This is a genomic window from [Rhizobium] kunmingense (assembly GCF_977018605.1).
The window spans coordinates 3,357,170-3,374,913 of sequence record NZ_CDRNXG010000001.1 but is presented as its reverse complement, the minus strand read 5'-3'; the positions used below and the strand labels follow the sequence as shown (position 1 = coordinate 3,374,913).

The window sequence follows — 17,744 nt, the reverse complement described above, 5'->3', positions numbered from 1 at the left end:
TAAAATGTTGCAGCCAAAGCGTACCAAGTATCGCAAGCAGTTCAAGGGCCGCATCAAGGGCGTCGCAAAGGGCGGCTTTGATCTGGCATTCGGCGAATTCGGCCTGAAGGCTCAGGAACCGAACCGCGTGAACGCTCGTGAGATCGAAGCGGCTCGCCGCGCGATCACCCGTTATATGAAGCGCGCGGGCCGTGTATGGATCCGCGTCTTCCCTGACGTCCCGGTAACTGCCAAGCCCACCGAAGTTCGTATGGGTAAGGGTAAGGGTTCTGTTGAATACTGGGCTTGCAAGGTCAAGCCTGGTCGTATCATGTTCGAGATCGACGGCGTTTCGGAAGAAATCGCGCGCGAGGCTCTGCGCCTCGGTTCTGCCAAGCTCTCGGTCACGACGCGCTTTGTTCAGCGCATCGCAGAGTAAGGAGAAGGCACGATGAAAGCCGAAGAAGTACGCGGCCTGACGGCCGATCAGCTCAAGGACAAGCTTGCTGACCTGAAGAAAGAGCAGTTCAACCTGCGCTTCCAGAAGGCCACCGGCCAGCTCGAGAAGTCCTCGCGCATCACCGAAGTCCGCAAGGACATCGCCCGCGTGAAAACCATTGCCCGCCAGAAGGCGGCAGAAGCCAAGGCCTAAGGAAGAATAATATGCCAAAACGCATTCTGCAGGGCGTTGTCGTTTCCGACAAGAACGAAAAGACCGTTGTTGTCCGCGTCGAGCGCCGTTTCGCTCACCCGCTGCTCCAGAAGACGGTTCGCCGTTCGAAGAAGTACAAGGCGCACGACGAGACCAATCAGTACAAGGTAGGTGATGTCGTTTCCATCGAGGAATGCGCACCGATCTCCAAGGACAAGCGCTGGACGGTTATTTCTGCCCAGGCTTAAACTGATCAGGAATTTCCGCCAGAGTATGGGCATGCCTATTGCGTCTGGCGGAGAATCCTGTATGAAGCACGCCACTGGCGTCGAACGCTCGGAAACGGGCGTTCTTTTGCTTTGAGCGCACGGAAGGTCCCTTTCAGGGAAACCACCTTGGCAGACCCATCCCGCGCACACTGAAAATCTGTTCATAGCCGATACCGGGCAAATCTGCGTCTGGTTGTCGGTCATTAGAAAAAGGCGACCTGACATGATTCAGATGCAAACAAACCTCGACGTGGCGGATAATTCCGGCGCACGTCGTGTCATGTGCATCAAGGTGCTGGGCGGCTCCAAGCGCAAGTACGCTTCGGTCGGCGACATTATCGTCGTTTCGATCAAGGAAGCTATTCCGCGCGGCCGCGTGAAGAAGGGCGACGTGATGAAGGCGGTTGTTGTGCGTACCGCTAAAGACATCCGCCGCGCCGACGGCAGCGTCATCCGCTTCGATAACAACGCAGCGGTCCTCATCGACAACAAGAAAGAGCCCATCGGCACTCGTATCTTCGGACCGGTTCCGCGCGAACTTCGCGCCAAGAACCACATGAAGATCATCTCGCTGGCTCCAGAAGTACTGTAAGGAGCGGGATCCATGCAGAAGATCAAAAAGGGCGACAACGTCGTCGTACTCGCCGGCAAGGACAAGGGCCGTACCGGTGAAGTTCTCCAGGTTCTGCCGAAGGAAGACCGTGCGGTCGTCCGTGGCATCAACATGGTGAAGCGCCATCAGCGTCAGTCTCAGACGCAGGAAGCTGGCATCATCAACAAGGAAGCATCCATCCATCTGTCGAACATCGCGGTTGCCGCGAAAGACGGTAAGCCGACTCGCGTTGGCTTCTCTGTCATCGACGGTAAGAAGGTGCGTGTAGCCAAGCGTACGGGAGATGTGATCGATGGCTGAAGCTAATTACGAGCCGCGTCTCAAGACGGAATACACCAACCGTATCCGTGCCGCGCTGCAGGAGCAGTTCTCCTTCGCCAACGAGATGATGATCCCCAAGATGGACAAGATCGTCATCAACATGGGTGTGGGCGAGGCGACTGCCGACTCCAAGAAGCCCACCGTTGCTGCTGCCGACCTGGCTGCGATTGCCGGTCAGAAGCCGGTCATCACCAAGGCCCGCAACTCGATCGCTGGCTTCAAGGTCCGCGAACATATGCCGATCGGCGCGAAGGTTACCCTGCGCGGCGCCCGCATGTACGAGTTCATGGATCGCCTGGTCAACATCGCGCTGCCGCGCGTTCGCGACTTCCGCGGCCTGAACCCGAAGTCCTTCGATGGTCGTGGCAACTTCGCCATGGGCTTGAAGGAGCACATTGTGTTCCCGGAAATCAACTACGACAAGGTTGATCAGATGTGGGGCATGGACATCATCGTTTGCACGACGGCTACGAACGACGACGAAGCTCGGGCTCTTTTGAAAGAGTTCAACTTCCCGTTCCGTGCGTAACCGTAACGACGAGCGTTAAAAAGGAACTACGATATGGCGAAGACCAGCGCAGTTGAAAAGAACAAGCGCCGCCGCAAGACAGTTGCCGACCATGCCGCCAAGCGCGCTGCATTGAAGGCAACCATCATGAACCAGGAACTTCCGATCGAAGAACGGTTCAAGGCAACTATCAAGCTCGCTTCCCTGCCGCGCGATGGCTCGAAGACGCGTATCCGCAACCGTTGCGAAGTCACCGGTCGTCCGCGCGCTTTCTATCGCAAGCTCAAGATGTCGCGTATCGCGCTTCGTGAGCTCGGCAACCTCGGCAAGGTGCCGGGTATTGTTAAGTCGAGCTGGTAAGGAGATCGTTCGATGACCATGACTGATCCCTTGGGCGATATGCTCACCCGCATCCGCAATGGCGCTTCCCGCCGCAAGTCGACCGTCACGACGCCTGCTTCCAGGCTTCGCGCTCGCGTTCTCGACGTTCTGCAGGCTGAAGGCTACATCCGCGGCTACACGGAAACCGACTTCGGTAACGGCAAGGCCGAGATCGAAATTGAACTGAAGTACTACGAAGGCGCATCCGTGATCCGTGAGATCGGCCGCGTTTCGAAGCCGGGCCGCCGAGTTTACGTCTCGGTCAAGTCCATTCCGCAGGTCGCGAACGGCCTCGGCATCACCATCCTTTCGACCCCGAAGGGCGTGATGGCCGATCACCAGGCTCGCGAACAGAACGTAGGCGGCGAGGTTCTTTGCTCGGTCTTCTAAGACTGGGCAAGGATCTCCATAACGGACAGACAGGACAACAAAATGTCTCGTATCGGTAAGAAGCCCGTTCCGGTTCCTGCAGGCGTTACGGCTTCGGTCGAAGGCCAGAAGATCACCGCTAAGGGTCCGAAGGGCGAACTTTTCTTCGTTGCCAACGACGAAGTGAAGGTTGAGTTCAACGACAACGCAGTATCGGTCACCCCGGTCAGCCAGACCAAGGATGCTCGTTCGAAGTGGGGCATGTCCCGCACGATGATCGAGAACATCTTCAAGGGTGTTAAGGACGGTTACGAGCGCAAGCTCGAAATCAACGGCGTCGGTTACCGCGCAGCCCTGCAGGGCAAGAACCTGCAGCTGCAGCTCGGTTTCTCGCACGACGTAGTCTACGAAGCCCCTGAGGGCATCACCATTGCCGTGCCGAAGCCGACGGAAATCATCGTCTCCGGCATTAATAAGCAGCAGGTCGGTCAGGTTGCCGCGGAAATCCGCGAATACCGTGGTCCCGAGCCCTACAAGGGCAAAGGCGTCAAGTACGCTGAGGAACGGATCGTCCGCAAGGAAGGCAAGAAGAAGTAAGGACGAGCGATCATGGCTACCAGAAAAGAAGCACTCACCAAGCGTGCGAGCCGTGTTCGCCGCCAGATCAAGAAGGTCGCAAACGGCCGTCCGCGTCTGTCGGTTCACCGCTCGTCCAAGAACATCTACGTACAGGTCATCGACGACGTGGCCGGCCGCACGCTTGCAGCCGCCTCCACGCTCGACGTCGATCTGCGCAAGTCGCTGAAGACCGGCGCCGACGTTGCAGCTGCTGCTGCCGTTGGCAAGCTCGTCGCAGAGCGCGCCTCCAAGGCTGGCGTGAAGGAAGTCGTGTTCGATCGCGGCGCCTTCATCTACCACGGCCGCATCAAGGCACTTGCTGAAGCTGCCCGCGAAGGCGGTCTGAGCTTCTAAAAAATTTTCGCCCGGTCTTCCTTTCGATAGGGGAGGCCGGGCGAAATGCGGTTTCTCCGCACCCTCCGGCCTGCCTTCGTGGAAGACCGGATTATCTGCAACCTGCCGTTCCACCCGCAAAAGAAAAAGGAAAAGGACAATGGCACAGGAAAGAAGAGGTTCGGGCAACGATCGCCAGAACCGCGAAGAACGCGATAGCGAATTCGTCGACAAGCTGGTCGCGATCAACCGCGTCGCCAAGGTCGTCAAGGGCGGCCGTCGTTTCGGTTTTGCTGCTCTCGTCGTCGTCGGCGACCAGAAGGGCCGCGTCGGCTTCGGCCACGGCAAGGCTCGTGAAGTTCCGGAAGCAATCCGCAAGGCAACCGAATCTGCCAAGCGCGACCTGATCTTCGTACCGCTGCGCGACGGCCGTACGCTGCATCATGACGTCCACGGCCGTCACGGCGCCGGCAAGGTTCTGCTGCGCTCCGCCAAGGCTGGTACCGGTATCATCGCCGGTGGCCCGATGCGTGCCGTTTTCGAAACCCTCGGCATGCACGACGTCGTTGCAAAGTCGACCGGTTCGTCGAACCCGTACAACATGATCCGTGCGACGTTCGATGCCCTTAAGCACCAGGTGCATCCGAAGGACGTAGCAGCTCAGCGTGGCATCAAGTATGCTACCCTGCAGTCGCGCCGCGCCGCTTCCGGCAATGCGTCGGAAGAATAAGAGGAGTCTGACACATGGCTAAGGCTACGAAGAAGACTGAAGCAAAGACGGTTACGGTCGAACAGATCGGATCGCCTATTCGCCGTCCGGCCGTTCAGCGTGCAACGCTGGTTGGTCTGGGCCTCAACAAGATGCACCGGAAAAGCACGCTGGAAGACACTCCTTCCGTTCGCGGCATGATCCGGGCCGTCCAGCATCTCGTTCGCGTCGTCGACGAGAAGTGAGACCGAGGATTTGACCATGAAACTGAATGAGATCAAGGACAACGAAGGCGCTTCCAAGGACCGTATCCGCGTAGGTCGCGGTATCGGTTCCGGCAAGGGCAAGACCGGTGGTCGTGGCGTCAAGGGTCAGAAGGCCCGTTCCGGCGTTGCCATCAACGGCTTCGAAGGCGGTCAGATGCCCATCTACCGTCGCCTGCCGAAGCGCGGCTTCAACAACATCTTCGCATCTGAATACGTCACCGTTTCGCTCGGCCGTATCCAGACCGCGATCGATGCCAAGAAGCTCGACCCGAAGGCAACGATCGATGCTGCTGCCCTCAAGGCTGCCGGCGTCATCCGTCGCCTCAAGGACGGCGTTCGCGTTCTGTCCGACGGCGAACTGACCACCAAGGTTTCGATCGAAGTCGCCGGTGCCTCCAAGGCTGCCGTCGAGAAGATCGAAAAGGCTGGTGCGTCCATCAAGCTCCTCGAAGCAGCTGAAGCTGCCGCCGAGTAAAACGTTTGAAATCGCCCGGGGTGAGCTTCACACCGGGCGATTTTATGTCCATATGTGAGCCTCACGATTTGGCGGCCCCATTGGGCGCTGATCACATGAAGACAGGGTGAGGCACCCGATTGTTCCCGCAATCTCCGCGCCCGGTTTTTCGAAACAGAATTTTACGATCGCTTTCCGCAAGAGGCTTATTGCGCCCTCGGTAAAGCTGATCGGGCGGAGAAACGCATGGCTTCTGCAGCGGAACAACTTGCCTCCAATCTCAATTTTTCGACCTTCGCGAAGGCAGAGGATCTCAAGAAGCGGCTTTGGTTTACCCTCGCTGCTCTCCTCGTCTACCGCCTGGGTACGCATATCCCGCTTCCGGGCCTGAACCCTGAAGCCTATGCGCAGGCCTTCCGCGGCCAGGCTGGCGGTATCCTCGGTCTCTTCAACATGTTTGCCGGTGGCGCCGTCGAGCGCATGGCGATCTTCGCGCTGGGCATCATGCCCTATATTTCCGCGTCGATCATCGTGCAGCTGATGACCTCCGTCGTGCCCTCGCTCGAAGCCCTGAAAAAGGAAGGCGAGGCGGGTCGCAAGATCATCAACCAGTACACCCGCTACGGCACGGTCATTCTCGGCACGCTTCAGGCCTACGGCATCGCAGCCGGCCTCGAAAGCGGGCAGGGGATCGTCAACGATCCTGGCCTGTTCTTCCGCCTGTCGACGGTCATCACGCTGCTCGGCGGCACGATGTTCCTGATGTGGCTCGGTGAGCAGATCACCTCGCGCGGCATCGGCAACGGCATCTCGCTGATCATCTTCGCCGGCATTGCCGCAGGTCTGCCGTCGGCGCTTGCCGGCACGCTCGAACTGGGCCGCACCGGCGCCCTGTCGACGGGCCTGATTCTTCTGGTCATCCTCGTTGCCATCGGCGTCATCGCGCTGATTGTCTTCGTCGAGCGCGCCCAGCGCCGCCTTCTGATCCAGTATCCGAAGCGCCAGGTCGGCAACCGCATGTTCCAGGGCGATACGTCGCACCTGCCGCTCAAGCTTAACACCGCTGGTGTTATCCCGGCGATCTTCGCCTCGTCGCTTCTGCTTCTGCCGGCGACGGCCGCAGGCTTCACGGACAGCGCCAACATGGCCCCCTGGGTGACAGCGATCATCGCGTCGCTCGGCCACGGCCAGCCGCTGTTCATGCTGCTCTACGGTCTGCTGATCGCCTTTTTCGCCTTCTTCTACACGGCCATCGTCTTCAACCCGAAGGAGACGGCCGATAATCTGAAGAAACACGGTGGGTTCATCCTGGGCATTCGTCCGGGCGAAAGAACCGCCGAATATATTGACTACGTGCTTACCCGCATCACGGTTGTCGGCGCTATTTATCTCGTCTTCGTCTGCATTCTTCCAGAGTTTCTGATCGCCCGTACGGGCGTACCATTAGCCCTTGGTGGTACTTCGCTTTTGATTGTCGTCAGTGTAACCCTCGATACGGTTGCACAGATCCAGGGACACCTCATTGCGCAGCAGTATGAGGGCCTGATCAAGAAGTCGAAACTGCGCGGAGGAAAGAGGGGACGATGAGACTTATATTCTTGGGGCCACCCGGCGCCGGCAAGGGAACGCAGGCAAAGCTGCTGACCGAAAGATACGGTATTCCGCAGCTCTCCACCGGTGACATGCTGCGTGCCGCCAAGGAAGCGGAAACCGAAATCGGCCTGAAGGCGAAAGCCGTCATGGATGCCGGCCAGCTGGTTTCCGACGATATCGTCAATGCCATCGTTGCCGAACGTATCGATGCCGACGATTGCGCCAAGGGCTTCATTCTCGACGGTTATCCGCGCACGGTGCCTCAGGCGGTCGCGCTTGAGAAGATGCTGCAGGACAAGGGATGCCCGCTTGATGCGGTCATCGAACTGAAGGTGGACGAGGGTGCTCTGATGGGCCGAATCGAAAACCGCGTCGCCGAAACCATCGCCGCCGGCGGCAAGGTTCGCGCCGACGACATGCCGGAAGCTTTCAAGAAGCGTCTGGTCGAGTATCGCGAAAAGACTGCGCCTCTGTCGGCTCACTACGAGCAGACCGGCCAGTTGAAGACGATCGATGGCATGGCGGACGTGAACGTCGTCACCGCCGAAATCGAAAAGATCCTGTCGGCTCTCTGAGAGCCGTCATCTGAGTGTTAAAGAATCTTGGGGCCGACAGTTGCATTCGGCCACTGATTCCGTTAAACACCGCGCCAACTCGCGACAGATTTAAGCGATTGGCGCGGATGTCCCGCAAGGGTATCCGGGGCCGGTCGTTTTGATTTGTCTCGTTTGGTGTTGTTGAACTGGTGGCCTTGATCGGGCCGCTATCATGGAAGAAGTACCGCTTGCCGGATGGCAACCGGAACGCAAGGAGAATAGACGTGGCACGTATCGCTGGCGTCAACATCCCGACTGCGAAGCGCGTTGTTATCGCGCTGACCTACATTCACGGGATCGGCCCGAAATTTGCGCAGGAAATCATGGACAAGGTCGGTCTTCCGGCTGAGAAGCGCGTCCATCAGCTGACGGATTCTGAAGTTCTTCAGATCCGCGAAACCATCGACCGCGATTACCGCGTCGAGGGCGATCTTCGTCGCGAGACCGCGATGAACATCAAGCGCCTCATGGACCTCGGTTGCTACCGTGGCCTGCGTCACCGTCGTGGCCTTCCGGTCCGCGGTCAGCGCACGCACACCAACGCCCGCACCCGCAAGGGTCCGGCGAAGGCTATCGCTGGTAAGAAGAAGTAATTTCTAGGCAGTCGGTCTTAGGCAGTTGGCAGTAGTGATTGCCATTGCCTATTGGCTACTGGCTAACGCCTATTCAGGTGGAGCCGCTGGAACTACGGCGGTGCAGAGATCAACGAAAGGGATAAAATGGCCAAGGAAGCCACCCGCGTTCGCCGGCGCGAACGCAAGAATATCACGTCGGGCGTAGCCCACGTAAATTCTACCTTCAACAACACCATGATCACCATCACCGACGCGCAGGGCAATGCTATTGCCTGGTCGTCTGCCGGTGCAAAGGGCTTCAAGGGTTCGCGTAAGTCGACCCCGTTTGCCGCCCAGATCGCCGCTGAAGACTGCGCCAAGAAGGCTCAGGAGCACGGCATGAAGTCGCTCGAAGTCGAAGTTTGCGGTCCGGGTTCGGGTCGTGAATCTGCACTTCGCGCCCTCCAGGCTGCCGGCTTCATGATCACTTCGATCCGTGACGTTACGCCGATCCCGCACAACGGCTGCCGTCCGCGCAAGAAGCGCCGCGTCTAATGGACGTATTGGGGCTCGCTTTTCAGGCGCGCACCATCTGAACTCGGGGAATAGCCGCTTCGCCTCTTGAAAGTTGCGAGGCGGCTTTCACCGTATCGCCGGAAGGGTAATATTTCCGGTGTTCCTCGTGCTCGGTTGCCACGATTGGATGGTGGCAACGAACGGAAGGTTAGTAGGTCATGATCCAGAAGAACTGGCAGGAACTGATTAAGCCGAACAAGGTGGATTTCACCTCGTCCGGTCGTACCAAGGTAACGCTTGTTGCCGAACCTCTTGAGCGCGGCTTCGGCCTGACGCTCGGCAACGCGCTGCGTCGCGTGCTTCTGTCGTCGCTCCGCGGTGCAGCCGTAACGGCTGTCCAGATCGACGGCGTCCTGCACGAGTTCTCCTCCATCCCGGGCGTCCGGGAAGATGTGACGGACATCGTGCTCAACATCAAGGAAATCGCCATCAAGATGGACGGCGATGATCCGAAGCGCATGGTCGTGCGCAAGCAGGGTCCCGGCTCTGTCACCGCCGGAGACATCCAGACGGTTGGCGATATCGAGATCCTCAACCCCGACCACGTGATCTGCACGCTCGATGACGGCGCTGAGATCCGCATGGAATTCACGGTCAACAACGGCAAGGGCTATGTCCCGGCCGAGCGTAACCGTGCAGAGGATGCCCCGATCGGTCTCATTCCGGTCGACAGCCTCTACTCGCCGGTCAAGAAAGTGTCCTACAAGGTGGAAAACACCCGCGAAGGCCAGGTTCTCGACTACGACAAGCTGACCATGACCATCGAAACCGATGGCTCGGTCACGGGTGAAGACGCCGTAGCCTTCGCCGCCCGCATTCTTCAGGACCAGCTGTCGGTCTTCGTCAACTTCGACGAGCCGCAGAAGGAACAGGAAGAAGAGTCCGTCACTGAACTTGCGTTCAACCCGGCACTCCTCAAGAAGGTTGACGAACTGGAACTTTCCGTCCGTTCGGCCAACTGCCTGAAGAACGACAACATCGTTTATATCGGCGACCTCATCCAGAAGACCGAGGCGGAAATGCTCCGTACTCCTAACTTTGGTCGCAAGTCGCTGAACGAGATCAAGGAAGTTCTGGCATCCATGGGCCTCCATCTTGGTATGGAAGTTCCTGCCTGGCCGCCGGAAAACATCGAAGATCTCGCTAAGCGTTACGAAGACCAGTACTAATTAATCAGACTGCAGGCGGATGCCTGCAAGTGAAGGAGACCAGACATGCGCCACGGAAAATCCGGCCGCAAGCTTAATCGCACCGCAAGCCACCGCAAGGCTATGTTCACCAACATGGCTGCATCGCTCATCACCCATGAGCAGATCGTCACCACCCTGCCGAAGGCGAAGGAAATTCGCCCGATCGTCGAAAAGCTCGTCACTCTCGGCAAGCGCGGCGATCTGCACGCTCGCCGTCAGGCAGTTTCGCAGGTTCAGGACCAGGACGCCGTCCGCAAGCTGTTCGACGTCATTGCTACGCGTTATGCCACCCGCAACGGCGGCTACCTGCGTATCATGAAGGCCGGCTACCGCCAGGGCGACAACGCTCCTATGGCCGTCATCGAGTTCGTTGAACGCGACGTCGACGCCAAGGGCAAGGCCGACAAGGCCCGCGTTGCTGCAGAAGCAGAAGCTGCTGAAGCCGCTTGATTTAGATCTTTGATCGTTGACTTTCGAAGAGGCCGGGTGGAAACGCCCGGCCTTTTTCTATGCCGTAACGTGCCGCCCCCTTCGCGGGCACCGCTTGATCGTGATCAATGATCGAAACCATGTCGGGTGTAGCGTCGGATTAAATCATTCAATCGATTTAAGAGGGCGATATGGCATATTCTCCGATATTTGAAAACGAGCGGGATCGTTTGCTCATCCCGCAACTCGGCGGCTTTTACGAGAAGTTCGCCCAGCCCATGGCCTGGGGAGTTTTCCGCATTGCCATCGGCGGCATGCTGATGGTCGAGGGCTGGCCGAAGCTGATGGCGCCGCTGGCGCAGGTCGGCTTTGTCGAAAGTCTCGGTTTCTATCCGGGCTGGCTCTGGTCGCCGGCCCTGGCGGTCCTGCAGGTGGTCGGCGGCCTGCTCCTGGCGCTTGGGCTTTTCACCCGTCCGGCGGCACTTGCCAGCGGCGTGATGCTGGCCATCACGCTCTGGTTCCATGTCTCCCATCCTTACGGCGCGTCCTTCCTGACCCAGCAGGGCATAGATGCGCTGAAGGCCGGCAGCGAGGTCTTCACCGCCAACGGCGTGACCCGTCTGGCGGATGGCGGCACGGCCTTCCTGCATCAGGTTCAGGAAAAGGCATTTCAGGATTCGCTGTTCTGGACAGGGGGTGCCTTCCTGTTCGCCGCTTTTGGCGGCGGCTATCTGTCGCTTGACCGGCTTCTGTTCAGGAAGCAGTTCTGACGGGTGGCGAGGCACTATCAACGAAAGGCCGGGTCGTGGTGATCCGGCCTTGTCGTGTCCCGCTCGTTCCTTGGTGAGGGGTGGACGAGCCCGCAGACGCGATTATGATCCACTTGGGCAGGGTGCAAGGGAGGACGTATGAGCGAGATGACCTCGAAGGACGGCTCCGGCCCCAGGCTTCTGTCCGGCGGCAATCCGCAAATCCCCAAGGGCTACGGCAACGCGCCGGTACAGGCCTATATCGCTGCCATGCCCGGCTGGAAAAGCGAGATCGGCCGAAAGCTCGATGCTCTGATCGAACGAACCGTTCCGGCCGTTGACAAGGCGGTGAAGTGGAATTCACCGCTTTACGGCATCGAAGGGCAGGGATGGTTCCTCGGCATCCACTGTTTCAACCGCTACATCAAGCTCACCTTCTTCCGCGGCGCCTCGCTCGATCCGCTTCCGCCGCAAAGCTCGAAAATGGCGCAGACGCGCTATTTCCACATTCATGAAAACGACGGTTGGAATGAGCGGATCCTGGCAAGCTGGATCAGGCAGGCAAGCCTTCTGCCCGGCGAAAGACTGTAGCGCGGCGCTTGGATGCACTTGCCGGCCTCGACCTCCAGTCACGTCAGCGGGCGGCGGCCACGTTCTGGCGTCGCGCGCGCTTCCAGTTCAATATCGGGCGGCGGAACAGTCGGTAGACGAGCAGAAGTGCGATCAGCGCCACATGGATGAACGGCCCCGCCGTAACCGATTTGACCGCGAGCACATAATGCAGCGCGCCTGCAATCGCGATCAGATAGACCAGCTTGTGCAGCCTGATCCACCCTTGGCCCATCTTGCGGATCGACCAGTTGTTTGAGGTCACCGCTAGCGGAATGAGGGAGAGAAGTGCGGCAAAACCGATGGTGATATAGGGCCGCCTTGCGATATCACCGCCGACCGCTGAAAAATTCAGTTGCAGGTCGAGCAGCAGGTAGACGGAAAAATGCATCGCCACGTAATAGAAGGCGAGCAGGCCCAGCGCCCGCCGGTAGCGCACCCAGTTGATGCCGACAAGATCGCGCAGGGGCGTGATCAGAAGTGTCGCGATGATCAGCCGCAGCGCCCAGATGCCGAGAAGATGTTCGAATGTCTTGACCGGATTGAAGCCCAGTCCGCCGGTCGCCGCCTGATAGAAATACCAGGCCGCCGGACAGAGACCGACTGCATAGAGCGCCCAGATGCTCGCCGCGTGGTATTTGCGGGGCAGGGCAGGGATGATGCTGGAGAGCGCGGCCATATTCAGTAATTCTTCTTCAGATCCATCCCGGCATACAGGCTCGCCACTTCATCCGCATATCCGTTGAACGGCAGCGTATCGACACGCTTGTTGCCGAAGAACCCGCCTTCACCGATCCGCTGCTCCGTCGCCTGGCTCCAGCGCGGATGATCGACCGCCGGGTTGACGTTGGAATAGAAGCCGTATTCGCGCGCATTGGAATTCTTCCAGGTCGTCTCGGGCTGTTCTTCCACGAGCCTGATCCTGACGATCGACTTGATGCCCTTGAACCCGTATTTCCAGGGCACGACGAGCCGGATCGGCGCGCCGTTCTGGTTCGGCAAGGTCTCGCCGTAAAGCCCGACGGCGAGGATCGTCAGCGGGTGCCGCGCCTCGTCCATCCGCAGTCCCTCGACATAGGGCCAGGGAAGGGCCTGGAACAGCCCGCCTTGCCCCGGCATTTCCTCAGGCCTGACGACCGTTTCGAACGCCACATATTTGGCACTGCCGAGCGGATCGACCTGATCGAGAATGGCCGACAGCGGAAAGCCGACCCAGGGGATGACCATCGACCAGCCCTCGACGCAGCGCATCCGGTAGGTGCGCTCCTCAAGCTTCATCTTCATGATCTCGTCCAGCCCGAATTCCTTCGGCTTGCCGACCAGCCCTTCCACTTTCACCGACCACGGCGTCGGCTTGAAGGCCCCGGAATTTTGCGACGGGTCTTCCTTGCCCACGCCGAATTCATAAAAATTGTTGTAGCTGGTGATCGCTTCTTTCGGTGTCAGCTTTTCGTCGAGCGTAAAGGGCCCCGGCACCGTCTGCAGCGCCGCCGCAAGGGCGTCGCCACCGGCACTCAATCCCAGGCCGGCCGCAGCCGCGCCGCCGATGAAATGCCGGCGTGACAGATAGATGCCTTTCGGCGTGATTTCGGAAGCTGCGATATGCGGCGGACGATAGGCTGCCATGGCGTTATCTCCCAGGGTGCGATAACTCTTCTGTTATTCCCTATACGTAATCCCGATTGCGGCGGTTTCACAGCCCGGCAAATTTTCCCAAAACCACGTTTGCGTGACAGATAAAACACGGGCTCACCGCCATCCTCTTGGAACGCGAGGCCGCAATCCTCATTTATAGTTCAGATTGCCGCCGCAGCCGATGGAGGAAGATGAATGGCGACGAAGACCTGGGATGCCGCAAGCGGGCGTTTCATCAAGGGTGATCTCGATCACGTCGAGAAGCTTCGGCGCCTGCGCCGGCTGTCCGGCCTCGCGCGCCTGATGGATACCGCCATTCGCATTCCCGGCACGGGCATCCGCTTCGGCGCTGATTCGGTCTTCGGCATGATCCCAGTCGTCGGCGATGCCGGTGGCGTGCTCGTCGGCCTTTATATCGTCAACGAGGCACGCCGCATGGGCGTGCCGTCACAGAAGCTCGCCCAGATGATCGGCAACCTCGCCATCGATGGCGTTGTCGGCAGCGTGCCCGTCGCCGGCGATCTCTTCGACCTCTTCTTCAAATCCCACCGCAGAAATCTCGATATCATCCTGGCGCATTTCGACGTGCGGGCGGATGAGCTGCGGGCAGGGCGCGGAGGCACCGAGCGCTAGAAGCATACTCGTATGTCAGCGGCCACCGGCATGCTGCCAAATGCGAACCGTACCGTACCGTACTGTTTTTGCGCCAACCGGCAGTGACAGCCGTTTTCTCTTGCGCTAATCACGTCATCCAAAATGGCCCTTTTGCGCGTCTCTCCCGAAACGGATAGAATGCCGGGCAAAAATGTGTGAGCGAGGAATACCCCATGCCTGTCTATCGTTCGAGAACCTCCACCCACGGCCGCAACATGGCGGGCGCGCGCGGCCTCTGGCGCGCTACCGGCATGAAAGACGGCGATTTCGGCAAGCCGATCATCGCGGTGGTCAACTCTTTCACCCAGTTCGTGCCCGGCCACGTGCACCTGAAGGATCTCGGCCAGCTGGTTGCCCGCGAAATCGAAGCGGCCGGCGGCGTCGCCAAGGAATTCAACACGATCGCCGTCGATGACGGCATCGCCATGGGTCATGACGGCATGCTCTATTCGCTGCCCTCGCGTGAGATCATCGCCGACTCGGTCGAGTACATGGTCAACGCCCACTGCGCCGACGCCATGGTCTGCATTTCGAACTGCGACAAGATCACGCCCGGCATGCTCAACGCCGCCATGCGCCTCAACATCCCGGCCGTCTTCGTTTCCGGCGGCCCGATGGAAGCCGGCAAGGCCACCGTCCACGGCAAGACCGTCGCCCTCGATCTGGTCGATGCCATGGTCGCTGCCGCCGACGAAAGCTATACGGACGAGGAAGTCGCGACGATCGAGCGCTCGGCCTGTCCCACCTGCGGCTCTTGCTCCGGCATGTTCACCGCCAACTCGATGAACTGCCTGACCGAAGCGCTCGGCCTGTCGCTGCCCGGCAACGGTTCGACGCTCGCCACCCATTCGGACCGCAGGCGCCTCTTCGTCGAGGCCGGTCACCTGATCGTCGATCTGGCCCGCCGCTATTACGAGCAGGAAGACGAAACCGTCCTGCCGCGCAACATCGCCACCAAGCAGGCGTTCGAAAACGCCATGTCGCTCGACATCGCCATGGGCGGCTCCACCAACACGGTTCTCCACATCCTCGCCGCAGCCTATGAAGGCGGTATCGATTTCGGCATGGAGGATATCGATCGCCTGTCGCGCAAGGTGCCTTGCCTGTCGAAGGTCGCGCCCGCCAAGCAGGATGTCCACATGGAAGACGTCCACCGTGCCGGCGGCATCATGCGCATTCTGGGCGAACTCGAACGCGGCGGCCTGATCCATCGCGATTGCGTCACGGTCCACGAGCCGACCCTGGGGGACGCCATCGACCGCTGGGATATCACCCGCACCAATTCCGAGACCGTCCGCACCTTCTTCAAGGCAGCCCCCGGCGGCGTGCCGACCCAGGTTGCCTTCTCCCAGTCCTCGCGCTGGGATGATCTGGATACCGACAGTGAAAAGGGCGTCATCCGCTCCGTCGAGAAGCCGTTCTCCAAGGATGGCGGTCTGGCCGTTCTCTACGGCAACATCGCGCTCGACGGCTGCATCGTGAAGACCGCAGGCGTCGATGAATCGATCCTGAAATTTTCAGGCCCCGCCCGCGTCTTCGAAAGCCAGGATGCCTCGGTCAAGGCGATCCTCTCCAACGAGGTCAAGGCCGGCGATGTCGTCGTCATCCGCTATGAAGGTCCGAAGGGCGGTCCGGGCATGCAGGAAATGCTCTATCCGACCAGCTATTTGAAGTCGAAGGGCCTCGGCAAGGCTTGCGCGCTTATCACCGACGGCCGCTTTTCCGGCGGCACGTCTGGCCTGTCGATCGGCCATGCCTCGCCGGAAGCAGCCCAGGGCGGCGCCATCGGCCTCGTCCAGGAAGGCGACCTGATCGAGATCGACATTCCCAACCGCACGATCAATCTCAAGGTGACCGACGCCGAACTCGCCGCCCGCCGCCACGAGCAGGAAGCCCTCGGCTGGAAGCCGGCGGCACCCCGCAAGCGCAATGTCACGACGGCGCTGAAAGCCTACGCGGCCTTCGCCGCATCGGCCGACAAGGGCGCGGTCCGCATTCTGCCGGAATAGGCGGGGCAGGGATTGGCCGGAGCTTCGCTACTCCGGCCAGCGCCCACTCTTCCAGTCACGGGACATGTGGATCAGCCGGAGCACGGTTGTTGTCGTACCCTCTCCATCCGATGAGATCGCATAGGCAATGATATAGGGAAGTCCCTGAACGGGCTTCTCGAATGTCCCATCTACTCGACCCGGTCGGCCTGATGAGTGGATTGTGAGCTTCTGCGCGCAATCATCCACGCGGCGTGACACCGTCTGGGCCGCGTCCGGATTTCGTTCCGCGATATAGGCGACCAGCGTTTTGAAGTCCTCCAATGCGTCTCTCGACCATTGAAGCTTGGCTCTCACGCCTTTCTGGCCCGTGCAGCCTCGATCAGCGCGGCAATCTCGTCCATTGCCTCGTCATGGGCTACGACCCGCCCGTGGTTCAGATCGGCAAGGCCGGCCTCTATGCCGCGGACGGTGTCGATCTCGCGTTCCACATAGCGGGTGACGGCGTCGGCCGCGATCCGTGACTTATCCTCTTCCGATCTCTTCGCCAGACGATCAAGGCCAATTCGGGTACTCTCGCTGATCTCGATGGTCAGCATCGTTCTCGAAGACATGGGTTAAACCCCTTGAATGATCCACACGAAGCCTAGCACCGTTTCTATTGCCGCGCCATCGGTGCCGCGATAGGCGCGGGGACGGTAGGTTCAGACCTCACATCAGCACATAATCCACCGGCTTGGGCATCTCCGGCAGGTCGGTATCGCCCAGCATCTCGCGCGTCTCGATTTCGATGACGGTGGCGATGGCGGCGATCGGCAGGTCGTTCGGCATGGTTCCGAACGGCTCCTCCAGTTCGTCGCCGAGCGCATCCAGCCCGAAGAACGTATAGGCGACGAGGCCGGCGGCAAGCGGTGTCGCCAGTCCCAGAACGTCGGCAAAGCCGAACGGCACCATGAAGCAGAAGAGATGCGCCGTGCGGTGGATGAGCAGCGTATAGCCGAACGGCACCGGCGTGTTGCGCAGCCGCTCGCAAGCCGCCAGCGCATCGGAAAGCCGCGTCAGCGTCCGGTCGAGAAGGGTGAATTCGATATCGCTGAGCAGTTTGTCGTTTATCAGGCCGACAAGCTCGCGGCCGATCCGGTTGATGATCTCGTTCGGCGGATGGCGTGAAGCCTTCACGGCCGTCGCGATCTCCGGCGCGAGAAGCCGCCTTGTACTGTCGTTCGGACAGTCTCCGCCGCGCAACAGTTTCACCGTCTCGTCGGCCATCGCCGCCGTCAGCATCAGGATGCGCCGACGTGCCGCCTTCGCGCTGTCGCTGCGCGCTTCGAACAGTTCGGTCTGGCGCGCCATGTGGCGGCTCACGGCCAGCAATTCGCCCCACAATTTGCGCGCCTCCCACCAGCGCTCGTAGCAGGCGCTGTTGCGGAAGGAGAGGAAGATAGACAGTGCGATGCCGATCAACGCAAACGGCGCACCGGCCACAGCCGGCACCAGTTGCGGGATTTCACGATGGCCGAGCACGATGAAGGAGGAAATCCCCATGACGACGAGGATCTGCGGAAAGATGCGGATGAGAACGGAGCCGCGGAGAATGAAGAAGAGTTGCCACAGGGTAGGGCGTTCACGAATGATCATGGCTGGACTGCCGGGAGAAAATGACTGAGGGGAGATATATTTCCGGTCACGGGCCGGACCC

28 protein-coding genes are annotated in these 17,744 nt (G+C 59.9%); 23 read left to right on the top strand and 5 right to left on the bottom strand.

Translation table 11 applies throughout. From position 1 onward, the window contains the following. The first annotated feature begins 4 nt into the window (after positions 1–4). From rplP to AC0JZ4_RS16265, 21 genes are all read left to right on the top strand, one after another. Positions 5–418, top strand: a complete 414-nt coding sequence (rplP, locus tag AC0JZ4_RS16365; protein ID WP_093000489.1) for a 50S ribosomal protein L16 — start codon at positions 5–7, stop codon at positions 416–418. 12 nt (positions 419–430) lie between these two features. Beyond that, a complete protein-coding gene (gene rpmC / locus AC0JZ4_RS16360) occupies positions 431–631 on the top strand; it encodes a 50S ribosomal protein L29 (RefSeq protein WP_119939782.1) in 201 nt (66 codons plus the stop codon). Positions 632–642: 11 nt separating this feature from the next. Beyond that, positions 643–879 carry a 30S ribosomal protein S17 gene (rpsQ, locus tag AC0JZ4_RS16355; protein WP_093000491.1) on the top strand — a complete coding sequence of 79 codons (237 nt, stop codon included), beginning with the start codon at positions 643–645 and terminating at the stop codon, positions 877–879. A 244-nt stretch (positions 880–1,123) separates the two neighbouring features. Beyond that, the gene (gene rplN / locus AC0JZ4_RS16350; protein WP_003495199.1) at positions 1,124–1,492 is read left to right on the top strand and encodes a 50S ribosomal protein L14; all 369 of its coding nucleotides are present in this window, start codon (positions 1,124–1,126) and stop codon (positions 1,490–1,492) included. Between the two features lie 12 nt (positions 1,493–1,504). Further along, positions 1,505–1,813, top strand: coding sequence for a 50S ribosomal protein L24 (rplX, locus tag AC0JZ4_RS16345; RefSeq protein ID WP_471887393.1), 309 nt, complete (start codon positions 1,505–1,507; stop codon positions 1,811–1,813). Continuing rightward, positions 1,806–2,363 (top strand): 50S ribosomal protein L5, encoded by a 558-nt coding sequence (gene rplE, locus AC0JZ4_RS16340; protein WP_471887392.1) that lies wholly within the window; start codon positions 1,806–1,808, stop codon positions 2,361–2,363. The genes rplX and rplE overlap by 8 nt, the downstream gene beginning before the upstream one ends. A gap of 33 nt (positions 2,364–2,396) precedes the next feature. Continuing rightward, complete coding sequence (gene rpsN / locus AC0JZ4_RS16335; RefSeq protein WP_112454897.1) at positions 2,397–2,702, top strand: 30S ribosomal protein S14; 306 nt, start codon at positions 2,397–2,399, stop codon at positions 2,700–2,702. 12 nt (positions 2,703–2,714) lie between these two features. Next, positions 2,715–3,113, top strand: coding sequence for a 30S ribosomal protein S8 (gene rpsH, locus AC0JZ4_RS16330; RefSeq protein WP_471887391.1), 399 nt, complete (start codon positions 2,715–2,717; stop codon positions 3,111–3,113). A gap of 42 nt (positions 3,114–3,155) precedes the next feature. Then, positions 3,156–3,689 carry a 50S ribosomal protein L6 gene (rplF, locus tag AC0JZ4_RS16325; RefSeq protein WP_471887390.1) on the top strand — a complete coding sequence of 178 codons (534 nt, stop codon included), beginning with the start codon at positions 3,156–3,158 and terminating at the stop codon, positions 3,687–3,689. Between the two features lie 12 nt (positions 3,690–3,701). Next, the gene (gene rplR / locus AC0JZ4_RS16320; RefSeq protein ID WP_093000497.1) at positions 3,702–4,064 is read left to right on the top strand and encodes a 50S ribosomal protein L18; all 363 of its coding nucleotides are present in this window, start codon (positions 3,702–3,704) and stop codon (positions 4,062–4,064) included. A gap of 139 nt (positions 4,065–4,203) precedes the next feature. Continuing rightward, positions 4,204–4,773, top strand: a complete 570-nt coding sequence (rpsE, locus tag AC0JZ4_RS16315) for a 30S ribosomal protein S5 (RefSeq protein ID WP_471887389.1) — start codon at positions 4,204–4,206, stop codon at positions 4,771–4,773. 14 nt (positions 4,774–4,787) lie between these two features. Further along, complete coding sequence (rpmD, locus tag AC0JZ4_RS16310; protein WP_471887388.1) at positions 4,788–4,997, top strand: 50S ribosomal protein L30; 210 nt, start codon at positions 4,788–4,790, stop codon at positions 4,995–4,997. 16 nt (positions 4,998–5,013) lie between these two features. Further along, a complete protein-coding gene (gene rplO, locus AC0JZ4_RS16305; RefSeq protein ID WP_471887387.1) occupies positions 5,014–5,493 on the top strand; it encodes a 50S ribosomal protein L15 in 480 nt (159 codons plus the stop codon). Positions 5,494–5,718: 225 nt separating this feature from the next. Then, positions 5,719–7,059: a preprotein translocase subunit SecY gene (gene secY, locus AC0JZ4_RS16300; protein WP_471887386.1), complete on the top strand. Its 1,341-nt coding sequence runs from the start codon at positions 5,719–5,721 to the stop codon at positions 7,057–7,059. Further along, the gene (locus tag AC0JZ4_RS16295) at positions 7,056–7,640 is read left to right on the top strand and encodes an adenylate kinase (RefSeq protein WP_471887385.1); all 585 of its coding nucleotides are present in this window, start codon (positions 7,056–7,058) and stop codon (positions 7,638–7,640) included. The genes secY and AC0JZ4_RS16295 overlap by 4 nt, the downstream gene beginning before the upstream one ends. Before the next feature lie 245 nt (positions 7,641–7,885). After that, positions 7,886–8,254 (top strand): 30S ribosomal protein S13, encoded by a 369-nt coding sequence (gene rpsM / locus AC0JZ4_RS16290; protein WP_471887384.1) that lies wholly within the window; start codon positions 7,886–7,888, stop codon positions 8,252–8,254. Positions 8,255–8,380: 126 nt separating this feature from the next. Then, positions 8,381–8,770 (top strand): 30S ribosomal protein S11, encoded by a 390-nt coding sequence (rpsK, locus tag AC0JZ4_RS16285; RefSeq protein WP_007766864.1) that lies wholly within the window; start codon positions 8,381–8,383, stop codon positions 8,768–8,770. Positions 8,771–8,949: 179 nt separating this feature from the next. After that, positions 8,950–9,960 (top strand): DNA-directed RNA polymerase subunit alpha, encoded by a 1,011-nt coding sequence (locus AC0JZ4_RS16280; protein ID WP_471887383.1) that lies wholly within the window; start codon positions 8,950–8,952, stop codon positions 9,958–9,960. Between the two features lie 45 nt (positions 9,961–10,005). Continuing rightward, positions 10,006–10,431 (top strand): 50S ribosomal protein L17, encoded by a 426-nt coding sequence (rplQ, locus tag AC0JZ4_RS16275; protein WP_471887382.1) that lies wholly within the window; start codon positions 10,006–10,008, stop codon positions 10,429–10,431. 170 nt (positions 10,432–10,601) lie between these two features. Further along, the gene (locus AC0JZ4_RS16270; RefSeq protein ID WP_471887381.1) at positions 10,602–11,180 is read left to right on the top strand and encodes a DoxX family protein; all 579 of its coding nucleotides are present in this window, start codon (positions 10,602–10,604) and stop codon (positions 11,178–11,180) included. A gap of 138 nt (positions 11,181–11,318) precedes the next feature. After that, positions 11,319–11,750 carry a DUF1801 domain-containing protein gene (locus AC0JZ4_RS16265; protein WP_471887380.1) on the top strand — a complete coding sequence of 144 codons (432 nt, stop codon included), beginning with the start codon at positions 11,319–11,321 and terminating at the stop codon, positions 11,748–11,750. 43 nt (positions 11,751–11,793) lie between these two features. Here the strand turns inward: AC0JZ4_RS16265 and msrQ are convergent, their stop codons facing one another. Both msrQ and msrP read right to left on the bottom strand, forming a co-directional pair. Next, positions 11,794–12,447: a protein-methionine-sulfoxide reductase heme-binding subunit MsrQ gene (msrQ, locus tag AC0JZ4_RS16260; protein ID WP_471887379.1), complete on the bottom strand. Its 654-nt coding sequence runs from the start codon at positions 12,445–12,447 to the stop codon at positions 11,794–11,796. 2 nt (positions 12,448–12,449) lie between these two features. Next, complete coding sequence (gene msrP / locus AC0JZ4_RS16255) at positions 12,450–13,394, bottom strand: protein-methionine-sulfoxide reductase catalytic subunit MsrP (RefSeq protein ID WP_471887378.1); 945 nt, start codon at positions 13,392–13,394, stop codon at positions 12,450–12,452. Positions 13,395–13,598: 204 nt separating this feature from the next. Here msrP and AC0JZ4_RS16250 point away from each other — a divergent pair, with 204 nt between their 5' ends. Beyond that, the gene (locus tag AC0JZ4_RS16250; RefSeq protein ID WP_471887377.1) at positions 13,599–14,036 is read left to right on the top strand and encodes a DUF4112 domain-containing protein; all 438 of its coding nucleotides are present in this window, start codon (positions 13,599–13,601) and stop codon (positions 14,034–14,036) included. 194 nt (positions 14,037–14,230) lie between these two features. Then, positions 14,231–16,066 carry a dihydroxy-acid dehydratase gene (gene ilvD, locus AC0JZ4_RS16245; RefSeq protein WP_471887376.1) on the top strand — a complete coding sequence of 612 codons (1,836 nt, stop codon included), beginning with the start codon at positions 14,231–14,233 and terminating at the stop codon, positions 16,064–16,066. A gap of 27 nt (positions 16,067–16,093) precedes the next feature. Here ilvD and AC0JZ4_RS16240 read toward each other — a convergent pair whose 3' ends face one another. The 3 genes from AC0JZ4_RS16240 to AC0JZ4_RS16230 form a co-directional block, all read right to left on the bottom strand. Further along, a complete protein-coding gene (locus AC0JZ4_RS16240; protein ID WP_471887375.1) occupies positions 16,094–16,402 on the bottom strand; it encodes a type II toxin-antitoxin system RelE/ParE family toxin in 309 nt (102 codons plus the stop codon). Then, positions 16,399–16,659, bottom strand: coding sequence for a CopG family ribbon-helix-helix protein (locus tag AC0JZ4_RS16235; RefSeq protein WP_471887374.1), 261 nt, complete (start codon positions 16,657–16,659; stop codon positions 16,399–16,401). Before AC0JZ4_RS16235 ends, AC0JZ4_RS16240 begins: the two co-directional genes overlap by 4 nt. Before the next feature lie 97 nt (positions 16,660–16,756). Further along, on the bottom strand, positions 16,757–17,683 hold the full coding sequence (locus tag AC0JZ4_RS16230; protein WP_471887373.1) for a bestrophin family protein: 927 nt from the start codon (positions 17,681–17,683) through the stop codon (positions 16,757–16,759). Positions 17,684–17,744 lie beyond the last annotated feature (61 nt).